The organism is Mycoplasmatota bacterium (assembly GCA_018394295.1).
GTDB lineage: Bacteria > Bacillota_I > Bacilli_A > Haloplasmatales > Haloplasmataceae > JAENYC01.
On sequence record CP074574.1, the window covers coordinates 49,183 to 65,775 of the forward strand.

Here is a 16,593-nt window from a genome sequence, read left to right on the forward strand (position 1 = left end):
TTTTTGGTTAAATGAAAGGTTTCAAATTTAGTGGTTGTCTATTTACACCAATTGGAGTTTTTAGTAAAGATGAAAAAGAGAATATTATTTATTTAAGTTCACAATTTGATAATTTGCAAAGCAATACTTTTGGAAGTAGGCCTTTTAAGGAAGAGTGTTCTTCTAAAGAAAAAATGGATACTAGATGGAAAGAAATTTGTAATGAGTTTGGCTGTGATTTACCAAGCGTTTACGAATTAGAAATTCAAAAGCAAAAAGAAACTAAAAAAAGTAGTAGTAAAGTTAAAGCTACAAAATCAATTTACTAGTATTAATTAATTTACTTAAATTAGCAATATAATTGCCATATATTTTGAGGTTGGAACAACCTTTTGAGCTTAGAGATACTGACTACATTAGTGGTCTTGACTAAGAAGCTCCTACTTCTATAAGTAGGGGTAGTTCACTAAAAGGAAGCCTGTTAATAAATATAGACTTCTTTTTATTATTGTGATACATCTACTGGGAGTCTTATCTTTCTAACGAAATTTAATTTCTCTTTGCTTTGCATAGCTTTTCTAACTCTTTCTTTTGCTAACCATTCATCTATGTCATAAGCTAAGAAAAAACGCTTAACGATTATTCTCAAACGTTCGATGAATTTTTTAACAACAATGTTATTTTCTTCATTTTCAAACCAATCAAAAGCACCATCTTCGATTTGATCTCGACAAGTTAACATAATTTGATTAGCAATATCATTTATTGTTGTGTTTAAAAAAACATATTGCCCCATACCAAAATCAACCAATGTTTTTCGTAATAATGAATCTTTAATTTCATAACCCATAATTTCCGTCTTAACATCATAGATTTCAGAATGTCTGATTTCATCAATTTCTGATAAAGAGACTTTATCATACATTTTATTTAATTGTATTTCAGTTAATTTTTTAATCATATATTATATTTCCCCTTTTTATTTCTTCCTTTAACATTATAATATTAATTTTAAACAAAATAAAGTATAATTTTATTTGATATAATATATTGGGTGTGGTATCATCTAGTTAATAAATTTATGGGTAAAGAAAATAATGGACTATCAATGTAGAAGGTGAAAGAATGAATAATATAATTGAAAAATTAAAATCTAAATTAGGATATAAAGAATTTATTAATCAATTAGTCTCTCTTGAATATGGTGAAATGAAACCTAGTACATTTGAACCCATATATAATAAATATATGGATGATGATAATTGCACGAAAATTTTTCATATTAATAAATATTGTAATAATATAAAAAAAGAAGAAACTCCAATTAATGATGTATCTAAATTGATTGACGAAATTGGTTTGCATAAATTTATAAAAGGTTTAATTGTATATGAATTTCCGGAACTAAATAACGATCAAGTTTCATCAATAACTGATTTATGGTATGAAAGAGACCAGGATAACATTTTTGATATCGGTGAACTTGTTGAATCAATTATCAATAACAGTTGTGAGTTATCAATATAAAATACCTCTTGGATTCTAGGTAACCTATTGTTAAATTGAAAAGTTAGAAAAAAAATTCTAACTTTTTTATATTTTCTGACAAAAACCCTCAAAAAGATTGTATGTTTTGAATAAATTTGTTATAATTTGTATAAAGAATACGAATGGAGAAGATAGAAATGGATAATTTAACTTTGTTTTATAGTATAATAGTAATTTTAATTCTAGGGTATCACTGTTATACAGACCTCAAAAAGAATGAAATAACCAATTTAGGGAATGGAATACTATTAATTGTACAATTAGGGTATCTATATATATTAATGAGTAGAGAATATAGTATAATACACATTTTATTAATTATCTTTATGTTCATCACTATAGGATTAAATACTGTATTTGATTATACAATTATCCTTAAAAAGTTAGGAAAAAGTAATTTAGAAGATAAAATAGATACAATACTAACTACAATAATGATTGTCACAATAGCAATTACATCTTTCATAGTTTTTAAAAATAATGTAAACTATATTTCTTATTCATACTTGATCACGCCAATTCTAATGTTAATAATGACTGTTCTTCTAGTTAGATATACTAATAGTATTGGTGCTGGGGATGGGAAGTTATTAATGATATTAGGAATCAATTTAAATTACTATGCATTTATACTAATTTATTTTGGTGCTGTTGTAATACAATTAATTATAATGATCATTGAGTTTATTTTATCAAAAGATAAAACTAATTTTAGAAAAAGACAGGTACCTTTTGCAGAATCAGTCTATCTTGCTTATTTATTATATTTTGCACTTTTCATAAGTTATATATGAGATAGACACTCAAAGTGTCTATCTTTTATCCAAAAAACTAACAAGAATACTCCTACTTCTATAAGTAAGGGTAGTTCACTCAACTGGTGATACAATATATTTGGGTGTAGTATTATTTAAAAAATCGTGGTATGATAGTATATATAATATTGAATAAATGGAGTGGATACTATGCAAAGTGATAATTTCAAAGAGTTTTCAAAGATATTAAATGATATACTGAAAATAAGTGGTTTTGACCGAAAAACATTAGAAACCATTAGTGGGATCAGTAAATCATACATTGAGAAAATACTAGATGGAACTAGAAAGCCTACCAATATATTTATAATTCATTTTATAAGATTATTTGATAGTATTAACGTTTATCGAGATATTAAAAATTATATACTCACTTATAAAATAAATACCATTCAATGGGAAGAAGTTAATAAAGGATTACGTCATTTCTTAAAAGAAAATTCAAAGGTGTTAAACTATATTAACTGTTAAAATTATTATAGAATCTAGGACTGCTATGTAGTTTTTCCTCATACTGATGAAGAATAAACACACCCATCATATATGGAGTGTGTTTTTATTTATTGCTTTTTTATATTGGGTGTGGTATTGTATTATTTAATAAAGTATTATATTTTAAACATTATTCTACATTTTTTTTACTTTTTTTATACATATAATTGCATTTTTATACGATAAGTTGTAAAATGAAGTTGTAATTATTTATGGAATTAGATTGTAATGGTAATAATTTAGAAAAAGGGTGGTTAATTAATGTTAAAACAAATTAATTTAGAAGTATCTGATAATTTTAGTATTTTATTGAATAAATTATCAGATAAATATGGAATGTCCCCCAATTCCTATATAAGTCATTTATTATTAGTTCAAGATATTTTAAATACTCCCATATTGAAAATGAACACTAAATTTGATGGCACTAGAAAAAATATGTATATTCTAGCAGAACAGGTTGTTGAACTTATGAATCAACAAGCTAACAAACATCAACTAAAAGTCAATGAATATCTTTACCAGTTACTTTTAAATGCTAATGAAGTAGCTTATTAATTTAAAAAAGGCTTAATATAAGGCTTTTTTATGCATTATAATTTAATAATATTATGAGGTGAAAAGAATGAACGGTTATAAAATTGGAATAGACTTAGGAACCAAAAATACTCTAGTCTATATAAATGGAAGAGGTATTATTTTTAACGAACCTTCAATGGTTGCATTTGATAGGGAAACAAATAAAATGATAGCCATCGGACACAAAGCCAATGATATGTTAGGAAAAGAACATGGAAAAATAAAAGTAACCAAACCTCTTGAAGGTGGAGTAATAGCTGATCTTAATGCTACGGAAGTAATTTTAGAATCTATCTTTAAAAAATTTAAGGACACAAATGTAAATCTTAAACATTCAACATTGCTGTTATGTTGTCCATCAAAAATGACGAGTTCAGAAAGAAAAGCTTTAGAAGATTTAGCTCATAAATTAGAAATTAAAGATGTACTTATAGAAAAGGAAGTCAAAGCCGGTGCTATTGGATCAGGTATCGATATATTTATGCCCAAAGGCATTATGATTGTAGATATAGGTGGAGGTACTACTGATATTGGTGTTCTTTCACTTGGTGATGTAGTAGTACATGACTCAATCCGTATTGCTGGGAATTATATAGATAATGAGATTATTAAATATATAAAATATAAATATGGTATGGAAATTGGAAAGCAAACAGCTGAAAAAATAAAAATAGGAATTGGTACACTTAAAAATGAATTAGCTGAAGATAGAACATATACGTTTTCTGGCAAAAATAGTAATACAAATTTACCAGGTAAAATGATAATTAAACAATCTGAAATAAGAAATATTCTTTTAAAAATATTCACTAAAATTACTAATAAGATATTAGATGTATTAAGAAAATTGCCACCGGAATTAGCTGAAGATATATTAGAGGATGGTATTATAATCAATGGTGGGGGAGCCTTAATTGATGGGGTTATTGATTATTTTGAAAATATAACAAATTTAAAATTTAGATTATCAAAAAACCCTTTGACCTCTATTGCTGAAGGAACAAAAATTTTATTACAAAATAAAGGTGATTATAGGACAAAGCCCTTGAAATAAGAAAATTGGGAACGAAGTATAAAGACACTTTATATAAGTGTCTTTATACATTTTATTGCAATTTTATACTACTGATGTTAAAATTAAAAAAAGATACTTTCAGAGGAAGGGATGATATATTTGAAGGGAGAAGATTTAAAATGGAACAAAAGTTAAAAGATTGCTATATTTGTGGGTACCAAGATATTAAATATCTTAATGGTAGACCAGTAAGCTGTCCGTTTTGCGGAACATATTTTGACTACGATAACAATAAAAATCTAGGTAACATTTCAGAGTTAAAACATGGTAAGATGATCTTAAAACCTATACTAAAAAGAGATAACAAAAGATATTTAAAGTTAAATGGAAAAACATTAAAAAACTATACAAAAGAACAACTAGAAGAGTTGCGAACTGATATGTCATTAATTAGAAGTAAATACATGGAATTTAAAAATGGAAAAATACCTTATTATCTTTTTGCAGAGTTTATAAAAAATAATTACGACCAGTACAAAATTAATCTTGATGAATGGTCACTTAATTTTTCTTGTGATGAACACGAAGAAAGGTTTATGTTATGTGCCGATAAATTCAAGTATAAACCTAATCAGCCTTATCATATAGCTTTTTATTATATTCTTACAAGTAATTTTGAACTATATGAATATACGGATAGAATTTATACGAATGGTGAACTCAATCTAGAGAATATCAACAACATTCTTAATAAAATTAATAAATCCTATGGTTGTATGTTGAAGGTAGCTATTAAATTGTTTAATGATTCCAACTTTGAAGATTATGATTTTCTATCTGACTTTGACTTATTAGATAGTTTTAACAAAAAGATAATTCTTGAAGCTATTAAAATACGATACAACATAGATAGGAGATAGCGGAAATGAAACATCAAACAAAAGGTGTTGTGATTTTTAATAAAAAGAAAAAGAAATTTGTTAATATTACAGCTGATAAAAAAATAAATGAAGTAGATAATTTTAGTGAAACAATTGCTTATTTTAAGGATGATCCAGATTTAGAAGAAGTGCTAAAAAATGAGGATTTAGAAACATGGGATATAGTTACCACAAGAGAAACTGTTTATTAAATAGGGGGTAATATGGAACGTTTAGATAGATTCCTGTATGCTATTAAAGATAATAAAATAGTTTATATTGATGATGTAGAGAATGGTTTAAAATGTAATTGCATTTGTCCAGTATGCAAAAAATCATTAGAAGCTTGTCATGGCGAAAAAAATAAACATTATTTTAGACACCATAACTCTTCTAATCTATGTCCTAATTATAAAGAAGTTGTTTTATTAAAACTAGCTTGTGAAATTCTAGAAAAAACTAAACAAATATATATACCTGGTGTTACAGAAAATTTACAAAAATGTAGAAAACCAATTTCATATATTAATGAACAAATAATAAAATTTGATAACATATATTTTAATAAACTTATTAATAAAAAAATCAAATGTGATATATTAGGAAAAATCGGAAGCAGTTACATTAATATTGAAATAAAAATCAATCAAAGCATTGATGAAAATAAATTAAGAACTTTAAAACAATTAAAAATAAATACCTTAGAAATTGATCTATTTACTTTTTTTAATGATATATGGAATTATGATATTAGAAATACATTAATTAATACTATTAAAACTACAAGTAAATTAAAAAAATGGAGAGTTTTTATTCCTACAAAAAATATGTTTATAAATGCCTATTCTTCTTTAGAAAAACAAATGGATATCCAGGATAAAAATTATCAGAATATAATTAAGTTATTAAAATTTAAATTACAACTTCACGAAAATTTATTAAAAACAAATGAGATACATCATAATAAAGTTGGTAATTGCATAGTTTGTGGTTCTGATGTAGTGGAGAATGATGATAACAAGTTGTATCTTTGTATAAATAAAGATTGTATGGTATCAATTCCTAAATTTATATATGGTGTTCCGATCACTAAAGAACTTTTGAATGAATTGCTGTTAGGTAAACAAACTAAATTAATTAAGGGATTAAATATAGCTGGAAAAGAAATTGAAGGAAAATTGTTTTATAATCGTATTAACCATATTTTAGAAATTGTAGAACGTAAAAATGATTCATTGTTATTGACACCAAAAAGGAGCTGAATTAAATGGTAAAGACACCAATAATTTTAAGTCAAGTAATAATTAGGGATAATATTAAAGAAAACAATTTATATGAAATTTATGAAAACAGCACAGCCGGTAAGCCAATAAAAACACTATCCTATGAAGAAATGAAACATCAATATCCGGAACTTTTGAGTGATGAAGAGCAAGACAGAATGGCTTGTTTAAAAACGTTAAAACAAAGCGGATATATACCGGCAACAAAAGAAGATGAAGATAAAATCGTAGAATTGATGATAAATGATGTGGACTACACAATTGATAATGAAAATGGACATGTTTTAGACGAAAACGGTAAGCATTTAGCTAATGTTTATTTTTATCCAAAACAACAACTAGAACTATAAACGTTTTACATAATAATAATAATAAAAGAGACTAATTTTGTTAGTCTTTTTTTATTATTCTTTATACATTTTATTGCAAATTTATACATAAAATGTTAATATTATAATATATGAGTAAATACAAGAGTTTATTGTAAGTCTATAAAAATATTAAAACAAATTTGTATTAATTTGTAATGAGAAAGTTGGTGTTAGTGTGAATCAAGAAGTGATTGATACCATATGGCATTCAGATTTTAGGAATGATGAATATATGATATTATCCGATTATTACAATGGGTTCAGAATGTATCTAAAAAAATATAAAAAAGGATATAAGTTTTATGTATCAATAAGAAGACAAAAAAAGCATGGAATTGATAATAAGTTGATACATGAATCACCTGTGGCTTATTTCAATCATTGTAGCTTAAATGAAGCAAAAATTAAGGGCATAGAACATTTTCAATGGATGATAAGTTGATTCATATTACAATTAAAACTAAATATAAGGGGGAAAATATATGTCTGAAGAGAATAAAGATATTAGATTTATATTTCATGCTTTCGTACATGATACTAACAAAATATATCCAGTGATAAATATTAATTATCAACAACAAATTGTATCTTGTATATATGAAAATAATGTAAAGGATTATCCTTTTAGTAATGTTGATTTGCTACTTTCTACTAGATGTAATGATAATAATGAAAAAGAAATTATTGAGGGTACTGTTGTTAGATCATTATATTCTAATACTAAAATGTTAATTTGTTTTGGAGAATATACTGCTTATTGTCCAGTTGATGAACAATGGATGACGAATATCGGATTTTATGCATTGGATGAAAATGGAAATGAAATGCCTTTAGGTCCTATAAATGATTGGGCTGAAGTCTTAGGGCATTCTCTTGTAGATAAATCATTCCACCAAACAAATATACCAGGTGAAATATAATGAGTAAATATCAAAATAAAAGAAAGAGGAATAAAAGAGTATCCAGGGTGATAATCGGTAACGATGGTGTTCCAGACTATATATCTGATTCTAGGATAGTACATAATGTTTCTTATAAAATAGCCGGTATTGTAGGTCATAATTCTTCATCATCGGTTCTGTCTATTTTTTATTGGACTATTAGAACAGTTTTAGTTCTTTTGATCTATTGACCAATAAGAATTATACTTAAAGCTTTAGCAATACCTATATTCATAATTAAGATTATAATTGCTTTATTCAAATAAAATATCTTATTACATTATAAAAGGAGTTGTTCGATATGATGAATTCTACAAAAAGTATACAAATGCATGGTGGATTCTATAAAGAACTACCAAATGTTGTAATAATCGATGGATTAGAATATACAAAATCAAACAGTAGATTAAGATATAATGCTGAATACCATGAAAATTACAAAAATCATTGGACTACTGAAGAACTATGTTATATGTGTTCTATGTGGGATAGTAGAAAAAAAGCTGATATAGCCCTTGCATTGGGAAGAACTCATGGTTCAGTATTAACTATGGCCTATCAATTGAGAAAAAAAGGTAAGTTTGAATATTATAAAAAATTAGGGAAGCAAATGTAATACATATTGTAAGTTTTAAATAAAGTTTGAACAGAATTTGATTTTGAGATGAGTTTTAAAAGATATTGGGTAAAAAAATTATAAAATAATTTAAATAAAACCTACATTTATTATTACTTGTTTTATAAAAAAGTTTAAACAAAAATGTTGAGGTGACAATAAAATTGTTAGGGGAGCGAAAGAATGAAAGACATACTTAAAATAAAAAATGTCAAAGCACGTAAAGAACACATTTGTAGTTGGTGCGGTGGTGTTATTAACAAAGGTGAATTTTATGAAAATAGTACAGTTGTAAATGATGGTAGTTTTTATATATGGAAAGCACATTTAAAATGCAATGAGTTAACACATAAACTTGACATGTGGGATTGTGATGATGGCGATGGACTAACAAGTGATGATTTTGGTAATTGTGTATTGGAATTTTTATATAGAGAATTAAACGATGAAGAATATGAGAAAATTACTGAAAAAGATTTAGATGAAGTTATTGATATTGTATTGCAAATGTTATGAGAGTGAGCTGTAGATTTATAAAAAGTTTAATCTTTTTTATAAAAATCTAAACTTTTTTATAAACTTACACATATCCCAGCATAAAAAATATCCTTCAAAAACGATTAAAGGAATCTGAACATGAGATTTAATTACTCCTCTCTCAAAAACGATTGTCTTTGAGATAATTTATAAGCTATTGAAAAATAGCTTTTTTTTACACTAAAATATTATCAAAACTTATCTCAAAATCAAGTTATCATTATTTACTAACTTTAAGGTTTTTGATATAATTAATATATAGAAAAAAATGTCCTAAGTGTAGATTAGAAAAAATATGTGGAGGAGGATAATATGAAAAAAACTATAGCTCAAAATATGGCTGATTTGATGAAAAAGAAAAAGGTGAGGATTGTATGGCTTGGTGATCCGGACTTAGTTGGAGAATGTGCTAAGATATCAAATATGAAAAAAGACCATCCATTAAAACTCATATATAGGGTGCTAAATGCTTTGGATAAATCACCATTATTTTCCAAAGGTTATATCTATTCTGACCATGAAGGTAGAAACATAAAATATCGTTCTTTTAAATTATTAAATAATGAAACAATTGAAAAGAGATGTGAGTAAATATGATTTTTGGATATGCTAGAGTCAGTACAACTGAACAAAAATTAGATAGACAAATAGATTTGCTTACCAACTATGGAACAGAAAAAATATTTACTGAAAAGATTACCGGTAAAAATATGGAGAGAAAAGAATTAAATCGTTTGATAGATCAATTAAGACCAGGTGATTCTATTGTGGTTGAAAGTTTATCTAGGCTAGGAAGAAGTACAAAAGATTTACTTTTTTTAATCGACAAATTTAATGAACTAAAAGTAAACTTTATAAGTTTAAAGGAACAGATAGATACAACTACTCCTACTGGAAAACTAATATTTCATATTTTTGCTTCAATATCTGAATTTGAAAGAGAATTAATTTCAGAGAGAGTTCGTTCCGGTTTGGCTTCAGCAAGAGTTAGGGGTAGAGTCGGTGGTAGGCCGAAAAAAAAACAAAAATTAATTAATATGGCCATAAGCCTTTATGAATCAAAAAAACATACATTAAAGGAAATCCACGAACAGACTGGTGTAAGTCCAGCTACATTATACCGATATTTAAATAAAGGAGATTAATTTAAATGGAACAAGTAAATCATGTTTTTCAAATAATATTTATTGTTTTATTAAGTATCATTGCTATTTTTTCTGTATTTTTAATTTTATTTTTATCATTTTACGATAAGAAAAGTGAGCGTTATTCATTATTAACATCTATACTTGTTGTAGGAACAACTGTAGGAGTGTTAGGTTCTGTATTGTATCTAATGTTAAGGTGATATTTTGAAAAAAACTCCTGTAGGGGTGGCTTGTGAGAAGTAATTAGATGTATAATTGTATATGATATTGTTTAAAATTGTCTTATACAAGCAACATATTTTCAAAATGGAAACCGATATCCTAATTTTTTATACGATTTATTTCATATTTATACATTTTATAGTATAATTATATTAGATTATTAAATCGATAAAATAATACTAGTTCAAAGAAAGAAGGGATTAATAATGAACTCTATTAAATCTAAAGTCAAAAAGTTACTTCTTGAAAAAGAAATACTAATAAATAAAATAGAGATACGAAGGTTTGATAAAGAAAATGGAACTATAGATAAAATCACTTTATCTATAGATGATATTTCTAGTGGAGATAATATTTTATATCAAGTAAAAGATGTATTAGATCATATTGAAGAAGAATATGGTTTATCAATACACAAAAGACTTTTAGAATTTTAAATAAGAAAGGATATTTTATGGGATTAAGAGCTATATATACTAAAAAAACAATTACCAGCGAACAATTCTTACATACATTAGGTTACAAAGTTGCTACTCTTATTAAAGAAATAGGAATATATATAGAATTACAAGAGGGGAAAATACCTGATGGATTAGAAGATAATTTAGAATTACTATATAAATATTTTACAGACATTGAGGATCATTTAGATAAAAATAAAATTTTAAATCATTTAGAAATAAACAGAATATTTGATGATGTAATGATCTTAATATTTGATTGGTATGGGTTTGTTAATTCACAAAATGATGGTTTAAAACACGTAGTTGCAAGTGATATAAAATAATAGTCTTGTGAGAGACTATTAGGATATTATTGTTTGTAAAAATTTAATTCAAAATGTACCCAATATGAATATATCTAAAAATGTTGATGAAATAGAAATATAAACTTATCTTTATTTTGTAAAAGCACTTGAAATAACAAGTGTTTTTTATTTTGTTGCTTTTCATTTTTGGGTGTGGTATTATTTTGTTATAAAGTTAAAAATTATATAAAGAAAGGTAGGTAACAAATGTGAATGAAGGAAGCCTAAAAGAAATAGTCTTTAAAATGATGGATGAACTAGCTGATATGGAAAATTGTCATTACATAAAATTAAGTGATGATGAATGGTATAAAGTTAATTTGGAAACTTTAGAAGAAAATCCTAGTGTGGATTTAGGAGAGGAAAGTCATAGTGTTTATTTAGATTTAACTAATTCTCAAAAAGAATTACATTATACAATGAAGTTTTATACTGAACAGTTATATTCTCCTTTGACTAAAGATAGACAACAAATTTTAAATAATATTTCTTTTTTAGAATCATACATGAAAGCTTCTCATATTAATCCGGAATATTTATTAATCAAACATAAATTAAAGCATAAATTAAACGGTATTTTCAAGAATGAGGAAAGTATGAAGTATATTATGAAAGCTGAAGGTTTATCTGCGATTGAAGTGGTGGAAAAACACGATGAGCTATTATCATGGTTAGAAAACGATTATAATAATGCTATTTCAAAAAAATTATATTTTAAGGATTTTCAAGCTGATGTAGACGATGGAAAGTTAAGGATTTCTTTATTATTCAATTATAACGAAAATTTAATATTATCTTTAGAAACTGATATATCATATGATTCTTGTAGTGTTGGGGTTCAAGATAAAAATGGATATATCCATGATAGTATATTTGGAGAAATAAATGACTTAGATCATCAAATTTCACTTGATGAAGTGATTAATTTAATTAATAAAGTGGAAAGCAGACAAGAAAGTTTAAGCTTATAAGGAAGGGTAGGTAAATAAAGATGTTATACAAAAGTTTAAAAGAATATTTAGAATCTATGAATGATAATCAAATAATTGAAGTTATTGATACTGATGATTGTTTTACAGATGTGATTGCTTTAGATAAACAATCATATAAAAATGGGAATAACCTTACCAAATGGGTATTAGAAAATTGTCAAGTAATTGGCAAAGATGACGAACAAATAATTATAAATTTATCAGATATTATCAACGATAATGTCGAATGCCTTATAAAAAATTTCAAAAAATTTAACCAACAGGAATATAACGTTAGAAGTAACAGGAATTGGGATATATATGAATGGAGTTACCATTTTACAATAGATACTTTTGATATGTTAAGTCAAGATGATTCTTACAGTAATTTATTATATAATTGGTTACAAAAAGCTAATAATAATAGCAAGGATAACATAGGTAAATCAAAATTTAAAGATAACGCTAAATTTACTATTATGAACATAGAAAATGATATTGCATTACTCTATAGGGAAACTGAACATTCTCATAAATGGATAGTCGCTTTAGGTTTTAACAGCTCCACGTTTGATTGGGGACAAGGTCGATACCCATCAAACTTTATAAATGCAACTAAAGTTTATGAAAAAGAAGTAAGAGGAATAAATGAATTTGAAAAAAGAGAAATAGCAGAAAAATTTTATCAAAAATTAGTTGGAGAATTGAATGGTTGGGGTGAACCTTTAATAAATGATAGTAATAAAGACTTTATTTTAGAAACTATGGAACATGTTTTAGAGAGTAGAGAATTTATGGATTATGACATTTCAAGTCTTTACATTAATTTATTTAAAACATTTAAAGATAATCCAGATGTAATAAATTTACTGTTCAAATTGAATCCAGAAATTATTGGCCAATTTGAAGAAAATAATATTCAAATCAACTCTATTTTATATAATATGGCTATCGAAAATGGTCTTGATCCTAATAGTAATGTAGCAAAAGAATGTGTGGAAATATTAAACTTTAGGAAACAGAATGAATTATCAAAATAATTGAGAGTAGGTGAAGTTAATGTTAAAATTTAATTATTTAGATAATCAAAGACTTTTAGAACGAGTTAAAAATATCATCAATTTAAATGAAAAATATATAGAGAAAAATATACCTGGTTATTATTCTATATAGGAAGAGGGAAAAAATGATAAATTTTAAAGATTATTATAATATTGCGAATATATCTGAAATACCAATTATCGATGATGTATGGGATTGGGAATCTTGTATTTACAATCAAGATGATATATTTAAATCTAATATATACAAAAACCAGCCTTTTACTCAATTCATGATAAACAATCTAAAAATCAAACAAATTATGGAAGATAATTTTTTAAAAGTAAATGCACATGAAGTTATAAAATCAATATTACCTTATCTAAAGGCTTATGCTAAAAATAATTGGAATGAGAATATACTTGAACAATATAAAAACGTAACAGAAGATGATTGGATATATGGCTGGTTACAAGAATTTCATACTTTAAATGTACAAGGATATGAAGAAATAGAAAAAGAGATAATGAAATATATTAACAATAAAACAGTTTTACAAGAAGGTAATTTCAAATTAATACTTAATCTAGAACAAATTATTGAAATTGGTTCTATTAAAGAAGCTCAAAATCTGCATAATAAATATCGTGATGATGGTAATTTTAGAAGTAGTAATTTGTTTGATTCTTTGATTTTAGATGAAACCAATACTGAAGTAGGTTATCTTTCATATAACGGTAGATTTTGGAATTGGGATAACAAGGATAATCCTTTTCTAAATGGATCAACTCATAAACATTTATACAATGCCTTAAAAAATAAATTGTACTCTAAAAATAGTCTGTCTTTATAATCTTTTATCATTTTGTTGCATTTTTATACATTAGATGGTAAAATTATAAGGTATAAATAATCAGTTTGATTATAAAAAGGAGCTGAATAACTCATGAAAAAAGATTTATTAGATATTATTAACATGGGTATAAAAAATGGTAGTATAAAAGTAATTAATGGTGATAAAGCTCTTCAAGATGGTACATTACCTGGTGGAATGTCTGATGAAGAAGCTGAAGCAGTATTAGGAAAAGAAGTATTCGATAAAATTAAGAGAAATAGAGAAAGTAGAAATTAGGTGTTTGTCATGAATGATGAAATTGAAAAAGGGGATATCATCTTTATTGACAAATATTTATATCCAAATGGAGAAGTAGGTCGCAACCATATGTTTATTGTGTTTGATAAGTTAACAGAAGAAGAACAATTACCAGGATATCTTTTACCTTCTTTAGAATCCTTTGTTGATATGTTTCTTGATATAGAATTAAGTAGTAAAATCGAAAAAGCTAGAGAACATAGTGATAATCCTAATCATCGGTACAACTTGACAATTACTGATGAACAAAGCATTACAAACCTTCACGAAGAAACACATGCAAAAGTAGATCAACTTTATCTTTTCAGTAAAGATTTGCTTAATGAAAAACTGAAAAATAATGAAATATATAAACTTGGAAAAATATCAAAAAAACAATTAAAAAAAATAGAAGAGTTAATGAAGAATTGCATATTGGAACAATCTCACTCTCATTCATTTAATTTATAATAATAAGCACACTCATAAAAATTGGGTGTGTTTTTATTTATTGCTTTTTATTTTTGGGTGTGGTATTATTTAGTTAGAATTATTATATTAAGGAGTGATTATTAATGAAGAATATTAAATTAATTGATTATATTAATCAATTTGAATCAGAAAGAGAATTTGAGGTTGGTGATCAATATATTGATGTATGTTCTTATTTCTATTCTAAAACTAATTATGATAAATCCCCATTAGCTAAATGGGTAGCTGATAATTGTGATGTAATTAAAGTTGTTGATGATTATAACCTTATAATAAATTTATATGATGTGGTTCATGACAACATTGATATTCTAAAAAGTTTTGCTAAAGATTATTATAAAAACACTAGTTTCTTACAAGATACTATTCATAATAATTGGGATAATGACGATTGGGTAGCTGATTTTGTTGAGGATTTTAACAGTGCAATTATAGGTGATAAATCAGAAAATTATGAAAAAGAGGTTATTAAAGCTTTACGAGAAAGTAATTTTATTCAATTAAGCAATCAGTTAAAAAATTATAATATTATTGGTACACATGATAACGAAGTGTTTAAACTACAAGAAAAATTTGAATTGAAAGAACTATTAAAGGAACATCCAAATATATACAAATTAAATCAGTTAGTAGAAAATTTAAACAGCGATTGGGAGAGTGAAAATTACCAATTTCAGTTAGTTAAAAATGATAAAAACTTAGAGTTATAATGTGAGGTGAGTAGTGTGAATAGGGAAAGAATTATAAATTTAGTTGATAAATACCAAATACCTTATACAAGCCTAGAAAAATTTAATAGGCATAAAAAAATAAAATTGAATACAATGCTTGAATTAGAAAGTTATGTTGATAAATTAGATCAAGACAACGAAGTAAATATTTGGTTTTATCACGAAGATAATTTTATTATAGATCAAATAAAAAGTAATGATGTTATGAGTAATGATTTTCTTGTAGTAGTAGATAGAAAAGGCAATCACTTAATTTTAGATAATGTTTTTGGGATACCATATGTTCCAACATTAAAAGTTATTCAAAAATCAATATCAGAAGCAAATTTCACTATGGTAAAAGGAGAGACCGCTATATGACAATAATGTTAGTGGAAGATATATTGGCATTAGATGAACAAACAATTAAGAATCATTTATCTGAAGAAAATATCGAAATAATCCAAAAACACTTTGGAAATATAAATAATTTTTTAGATTCTTACCAGGAAAAGGCAAATTTATCTTTGGATTTATATTTTTCTGAACCTAAAACCTATCTTAAAAAATTAGCACCGAATTTAACAAATACAAGGCGAGTTATAGTCAAAAAAGTAGGTGAAGAACCTAAAATTGTAGAAATCGATAAAGAACAAGACTTTTATAAATTTAAAAGACAAGTTGTTAATGGTACTATTGAATGTATTGAAATGGATTCCAATATCGAATGTTGGGTAAATGAAAACGGAAAACCTCTTCATTTACCAATTAATTTTCCGTTTAGACCTGGTGCTGATATTGTAGTGGGTGATGTAATTTTTTGTAATAATGATAATGAATTAATTGGGTTAAGTGATACCCAAATATCCCAAGTTTTAGCTTATTTAAAAGTTGTAGGTTATGATTGGTCAAAAGTAGAATATGATCCAGATGATTATATACATATTAAAGTAATGGATTGGAGTTTATAATT

At 25.6% G+C, this 16,593-nt stretch carries 28 protein-coding genes; 27 read left to right on the plus strand and 1 reads right to left on the minus strand.

Annotated features, from left to right (window positions below; all coding sequences use genetic code 11):
* The first annotated feature begins 11 nt into the window (after window positions 1-11).
* Complete coding sequence (locus KHQ81_15580; protein QVK19667.1) at window positions 12-308, plus strand: hypothetical protein; 297 nt, start codon at window positions 12-14, stop codon at window positions 306-308.
* A 176-nt stretch (window positions 309-484) separates the two neighbouring features.
* On the opposite strand, the gene KHQ81_15585 is transcribed toward KHQ81_15580, so the two are convergent.
* On the minus strand, window positions 485-940 hold the full coding sequence (locus tag KHQ81_15585; protein QVK19668.1) for a hypothetical protein: 456 nt from the start codon (window positions 938-940) through the stop codon (window positions 485-487).
* A 164-nt stretch (window positions 941-1,104) separates the two neighbouring features.
* Between KHQ81_15585 and KHQ81_15590 the strand changes: the two genes are divergently transcribed.
* The 26 genes from KHQ81_15590 (at window position 1,105) to KHQ81_15715 (ending at window position 16,591) form a co-directional block, all read left to right on the plus strand.
* Complete coding sequence (locus KHQ81_15590; GenBank protein QVK19669.1) at window positions 1,105-1,506, plus strand: hypothetical protein; 402 nt, start codon at window positions 1,105-1,107, stop codon at window positions 1,504-1,506.
* A gap of 158 nt (window positions 1,507-1,664) precedes the next feature.
* Window positions 1,665-2,321 carry a hypothetical protein gene (locus KHQ81_15595; protein ID QVK19670.1) on the plus strand — a complete coding sequence of 219 codons (657 nt, stop codon included), beginning with the start codon at window positions 1,665-1,667 and terminating at the stop codon, window positions 2,319-2,321.
* Between the two features lie 171 nt (window positions 2,322-2,492).
* Complete coding sequence (locus KHQ81_15600) at window positions 2,493-2,813, plus strand: hypothetical protein (GenBank protein ID QVK19671.1); 321 nt, start codon at window positions 2,493-2,495, stop codon at window positions 2,811-2,813.
* A 282-nt stretch (window positions 2,814-3,095) separates the two neighbouring features.
* On the plus strand, window positions 3,096-3,392 hold the full coding sequence (locus KHQ81_15605) for a hypothetical protein (GenBank protein QVK19672.1): 297 nt from the start codon (window positions 3,096-3,098) through the stop codon (window positions 3,390-3,392).
* Window positions 3,393-3,459: 67 nt separating this feature from the next.
* Window positions 3,460-4,467: a rod shape-determining protein gene (locus tag KHQ81_15610; protein ID QVK19673.1), complete on the plus strand. Its 1,008-nt coding sequence runs from the start codon at window positions 3,460-3,462 to the stop codon at window positions 4,465-4,467.
* Between the two features lie 140 nt (window positions 4,468-4,607).
* A complete protein-coding gene (locus KHQ81_15615) occupies window positions 4,608-5,348 on the plus strand; it encodes a hypothetical protein (protein QVK19674.1) in 741 nt (246 codons plus the stop codon).
* 5 nt (window positions 5,349-5,353) lie between these two features.
* Complete coding sequence (locus KHQ81_15620; GenBank protein ID QVK19675.1) at window positions 5,354-5,560, plus strand: hypothetical protein; 207 nt, start codon at window positions 5,354-5,356, stop codon at window positions 5,558-5,560.
* 12 nt (window positions 5,561-5,572) lie between these two features.
* Complete coding sequence (locus KHQ81_15625; GenBank protein QVK19676.1) at window positions 5,573-6,610, plus strand: hypothetical protein; 1,038 nt, start codon at window positions 5,573-5,575, stop codon at window positions 6,608-6,610.
* 5 nt (window positions 6,611-6,615) lie between these two features.
* Window positions 6,616-6,981 carry a hypothetical protein gene (locus tag KHQ81_15630; protein QVK19677.1) on the plus strand — a complete coding sequence of 122 codons (366 nt, stop codon included), beginning with the start codon at window positions 6,616-6,618 and terminating at the stop codon, window positions 6,979-6,981.
* A 196-nt stretch (window positions 6,982-7,177) separates the two neighbouring features.
* Window positions 7,178-7,444, plus strand: a complete 267-nt coding sequence (locus KHQ81_15635) for a hypothetical protein (protein QVK19678.1) — start codon at window positions 7,178-7,180, stop codon at window positions 7,442-7,444.
* A gap of 40 nt (window positions 7,445-7,484) precedes the next feature.
* Window positions 7,485-7,922, plus strand: coding sequence for a hypothetical protein (locus tag KHQ81_15640; protein QVK19679.1), 438 nt, complete (start codon window positions 7,485-7,487; stop codon window positions 7,920-7,922).
* 349 nt (window positions 7,923-8,271) lie between these two features.
* Window positions 8,272-8,559, plus strand: coding sequence for a hypothetical protein (locus KHQ81_15645; protein QVK19781.1), 288 nt, complete (start codon window positions 8,272-8,274; stop codon window positions 8,557-8,559).
* 183 nt (window positions 8,560-8,742) lie between these two features.
* The gene (locus KHQ81_15650) at window positions 8,743-9,075 is read left to right on the plus strand and encodes a hypothetical protein (protein QVK19680.1); all 333 of its coding nucleotides are present in this window, start codon (window positions 8,743-8,745) and stop codon (window positions 9,073-9,075) included.
* 333 nt (window positions 9,076-9,408) lie between these two features.
* Window positions 9,409-9,687, plus strand: coding sequence for a hypothetical protein (locus tag KHQ81_15655; protein ID QVK19681.1), 279 nt, complete (start codon window positions 9,409-9,411; stop codon window positions 9,685-9,687).
* 2 nt (window positions 9,688-9,689) lie between these two features.
* A complete protein-coding gene (locus KHQ81_15660; protein ID QVK19682.1) occupies window positions 9,690-10,241 on the plus strand; it encodes a recombinase family protein in 552 nt (183 codons plus the stop codon).
* A 5-nt stretch (window positions 10,242-10,246) separates the two neighbouring features.
* A complete protein-coding gene (locus KHQ81_15665) occupies window positions 10,247-10,444 on the plus strand; it encodes a hypothetical protein (protein ID QVK19683.1) in 198 nt (65 codons plus the stop codon).
* 228 nt (window positions 10,445-10,672) lie between these two features.
* Window positions 10,673-10,903 carry a hypothetical protein gene (locus tag KHQ81_15670; protein ID QVK19684.1) on the plus strand — a complete coding sequence of 77 codons (231 nt, stop codon included), beginning with the start codon at window positions 10,673-10,675 and terminating at the stop codon, window positions 10,901-10,903.
* A 17-nt stretch (window positions 10,904-10,920) separates the two neighbouring features.
* Window positions 10,921-11,253 carry a hypothetical protein gene (locus tag KHQ81_15675; GenBank protein QVK19685.1) on the plus strand — a complete coding sequence of 111 codons (333 nt, stop codon included), beginning with the start codon at window positions 10,921-10,923 and terminating at the stop codon, window positions 11,251-11,253.
* A 230-nt stretch (window positions 11,254-11,483) separates the two neighbouring features.
* Entirely contained in the window at window positions 11,484-12,245 is a 762-nt protein-coding gene (locus KHQ81_15680) for a hypothetical protein (protein ID QVK19686.1), read from the plus strand.
* A 20-nt stretch (window positions 12,246-12,265) separates the two neighbouring features.
* Window positions 12,266-13,285, plus strand: coding sequence for a hypothetical protein (locus KHQ81_15685; protein ID QVK19687.1), 1,020 nt, complete (start codon window positions 12,266-12,268; stop codon window positions 13,283-13,285).
* A 146-nt stretch (window positions 13,286-13,431) separates the two neighbouring features.
* Window positions 13,432-14,139, plus strand: a complete 708-nt coding sequence (locus tag KHQ81_15690; GenBank protein QVK19688.1) for a hypothetical protein — start codon at window positions 13,432-13,434, stop codon at window positions 14,137-14,139.
* Between the two features lie 93 nt (window positions 14,140-14,232).
* Window positions 14,233-14,418 carry a hypothetical protein gene (locus KHQ81_15695; GenBank protein ID QVK19689.1) on the plus strand — a complete coding sequence of 62 codons (186 nt, stop codon included), beginning with the start codon at window positions 14,233-14,235 and terminating at the stop codon, window positions 14,416-14,418.
* 9 nt (window positions 14,419-14,427) lie between these two features.
* Window positions 14,428-14,889 carry a hypothetical protein gene (locus tag KHQ81_15700; GenBank protein ID QVK19690.1) on the plus strand — a complete coding sequence of 154 codons (462 nt, stop codon included), beginning with the start codon at window positions 14,428-14,430 and terminating at the stop codon, window positions 14,887-14,889.
* A gap of 104 nt (window positions 14,890-14,993) precedes the next feature.
* Window positions 14,994-15,620, plus strand: a complete 627-nt coding sequence (locus tag KHQ81_15705) for a hypothetical protein (GenBank protein ID QVK19691.1) — start codon at window positions 14,994-14,996, stop codon at window positions 15,618-15,620.
* Between the two features lie 15 nt (window positions 15,621-15,635).
* Window positions 15,636-16,001 carry a hypothetical protein gene (locus KHQ81_15710; protein ID QVK19692.1) on the plus strand — a complete coding sequence of 122 codons (366 nt, stop codon included), beginning with the start codon at window positions 15,636-15,638 and terminating at the stop codon, window positions 15,999-16,001.
* Window positions 15,998-16,591, plus strand: a complete 594-nt coding sequence (locus KHQ81_15715; protein ID QVK19693.1) for a DUF3846 domain-containing protein — start codon at window positions 15,998-16,000, stop codon at window positions 16,589-16,591. The genes KHQ81_15710 and KHQ81_15715 overlap by 4 nt, the downstream gene beginning before the upstream one ends.
* Window positions 16,592-16,593 lie beyond the last annotated feature (2 nt).

Coding starts and splice junctions, on each gene's coding strand:
- KHQ81_15580 (QVK19667.1), top strand. CDS start 12: ATGAAAGGTTTCAAATTTAGTGGTTGTCTATTTACACCAATTGGAGTT.
- KHQ81_15585 (QVK19668.1), bottom strand. CDS start 940: ATGATTAAAAAATTAACTGAAATACAATTAAATAAAATGTATGATAAA.
- KHQ81_15590 (QVK19669.1), top strand. CDS start 1,105: ATGAATAATATAATTGAAAAATTAAAATCTAAATTAGGATATAAAGAA.
- KHQ81_15595 (QVK19670.1), top strand. CDS start 1,665: ATGGATAATTTAACTTTGTTTTATAGTATAATAGTAATTTTAATTCTA.
- KHQ81_15600 (QVK19671.1), top strand. CDS start 2,493: ATGCAAAGTGATAATTTCAAAGAGTTTTCAAAGATATTAAATGATATA.
- KHQ81_15605 (QVK19672.1), top strand. CDS start 3,096: ATGTTAAAACAAATTAATTTAGAAGTATCTGATAATTTTAGTATTTTA.
- KHQ81_15610 (QVK19673.1), top strand. CDS start 3,460: ATGAACGGTTATAAAATTGGAATAGACTTAGGAACCAAAAATACTCTA.
- KHQ81_15615 (QVK19674.1), top strand. CDS start 4,608: ATGGAACAAAAGTTAAAAGATTGCTATATTTGTGGGTACCAAGATATT.
- KHQ81_15620 (QVK19675.1), top strand. CDS start 5,354: ATGAAACATCAAACAAAAGGTGTTGTGATTTTTAATAAAAAGAAAAAG.
- KHQ81_15625 (QVK19676.1), top strand. CDS start 5,573: ATGGAACGTTTAGATAGATTCCTGTATGCTATTAAAGATAATAAAATA.
- KHQ81_15630 (QVK19677.1), top strand. CDS start 6,616: ATGGTAAAGACACCAATAATTTTAAGTCAAGTAATAATTAGGGATAAT.
- KHQ81_15640 (QVK19679.1), top strand. CDS start 7,485: ATGTCTGAAGAGAATAAAGATATTAGATTTATATTTCATGCTTTCGTA.
- KHQ81_15645 (QVK19781.1), top strand. CDS start 8,272: ATGCATGGTGGATTCTATAAAGAACTACCAAATGTTGTAATAATCGAT.
- KHQ81_15650 (QVK19680.1), top strand. CDS start 8,743: ATGAAAGACATACTTAAAATAAAAAATGTCAAAGCACGTAAAGAACAC.
- KHQ81_15655 (QVK19681.1), top strand. CDS start 9,409: ATGAAAAAAACTATAGCTCAAAATATGGCTGATTTGATGAAAAAGAAA.
- KHQ81_15660 (QVK19682.1), top strand. CDS start 9,690: ATGATTTTTGGATATGCTAGAGTCAGTACAACTGAACAAAAATTAGAT.
- KHQ81_15665 (QVK19683.1), top strand. CDS start 10,247: ATGGAACAAGTAAATCATGTTTTTCAAATAATATTTATTGTTTTATTA.
- KHQ81_15670 (QVK19684.1), top strand. CDS start 10,673: ATGAACTCTATTAAATCTAAAGTCAAAAAGTTACTTCTTGAAAAAGAA.
- KHQ81_15675 (QVK19685.1), top strand. CDS start 10,921: ATGGGATTAAGAGCTATATATACTAAAAAAACAATTACCAGCGAACAA.
- KHQ81_15685 (QVK19687.1), top strand. CDS start 12,266: ATGTTATACAAAAGTTTAAAAGAATATTTAGAATCTATGAATGATAAT.
- KHQ81_15690 (QVK19688.1), top strand. CDS start 13,432: ATGATAAATTTTAAAGATTATTATAATATTGCGAATATATCTGAAATA.
- KHQ81_15695 (QVK19689.1), top strand. CDS start 14,233: ATGAAAAAAGATTTATTAGATATTATTAACATGGGTATAAAAAATGGT.
- KHQ81_15700 (QVK19690.1), top strand. CDS start 14,428: ATGAATGATGAAATTGAAAAAGGGGATATCATCTTTATTGACAAATAT.
- KHQ81_15705 (QVK19691.1), top strand. CDS start 14,994: ATGAAGAATATTAAATTAATTGATTATATTAATCAATTTGAATCAGAA.
- KHQ81_15715 (QVK19693.1), top strand. CDS start 15,998: ATGACAATAATGTTAGTGGAAGATATATTGGCATTAGATGAACAAACA.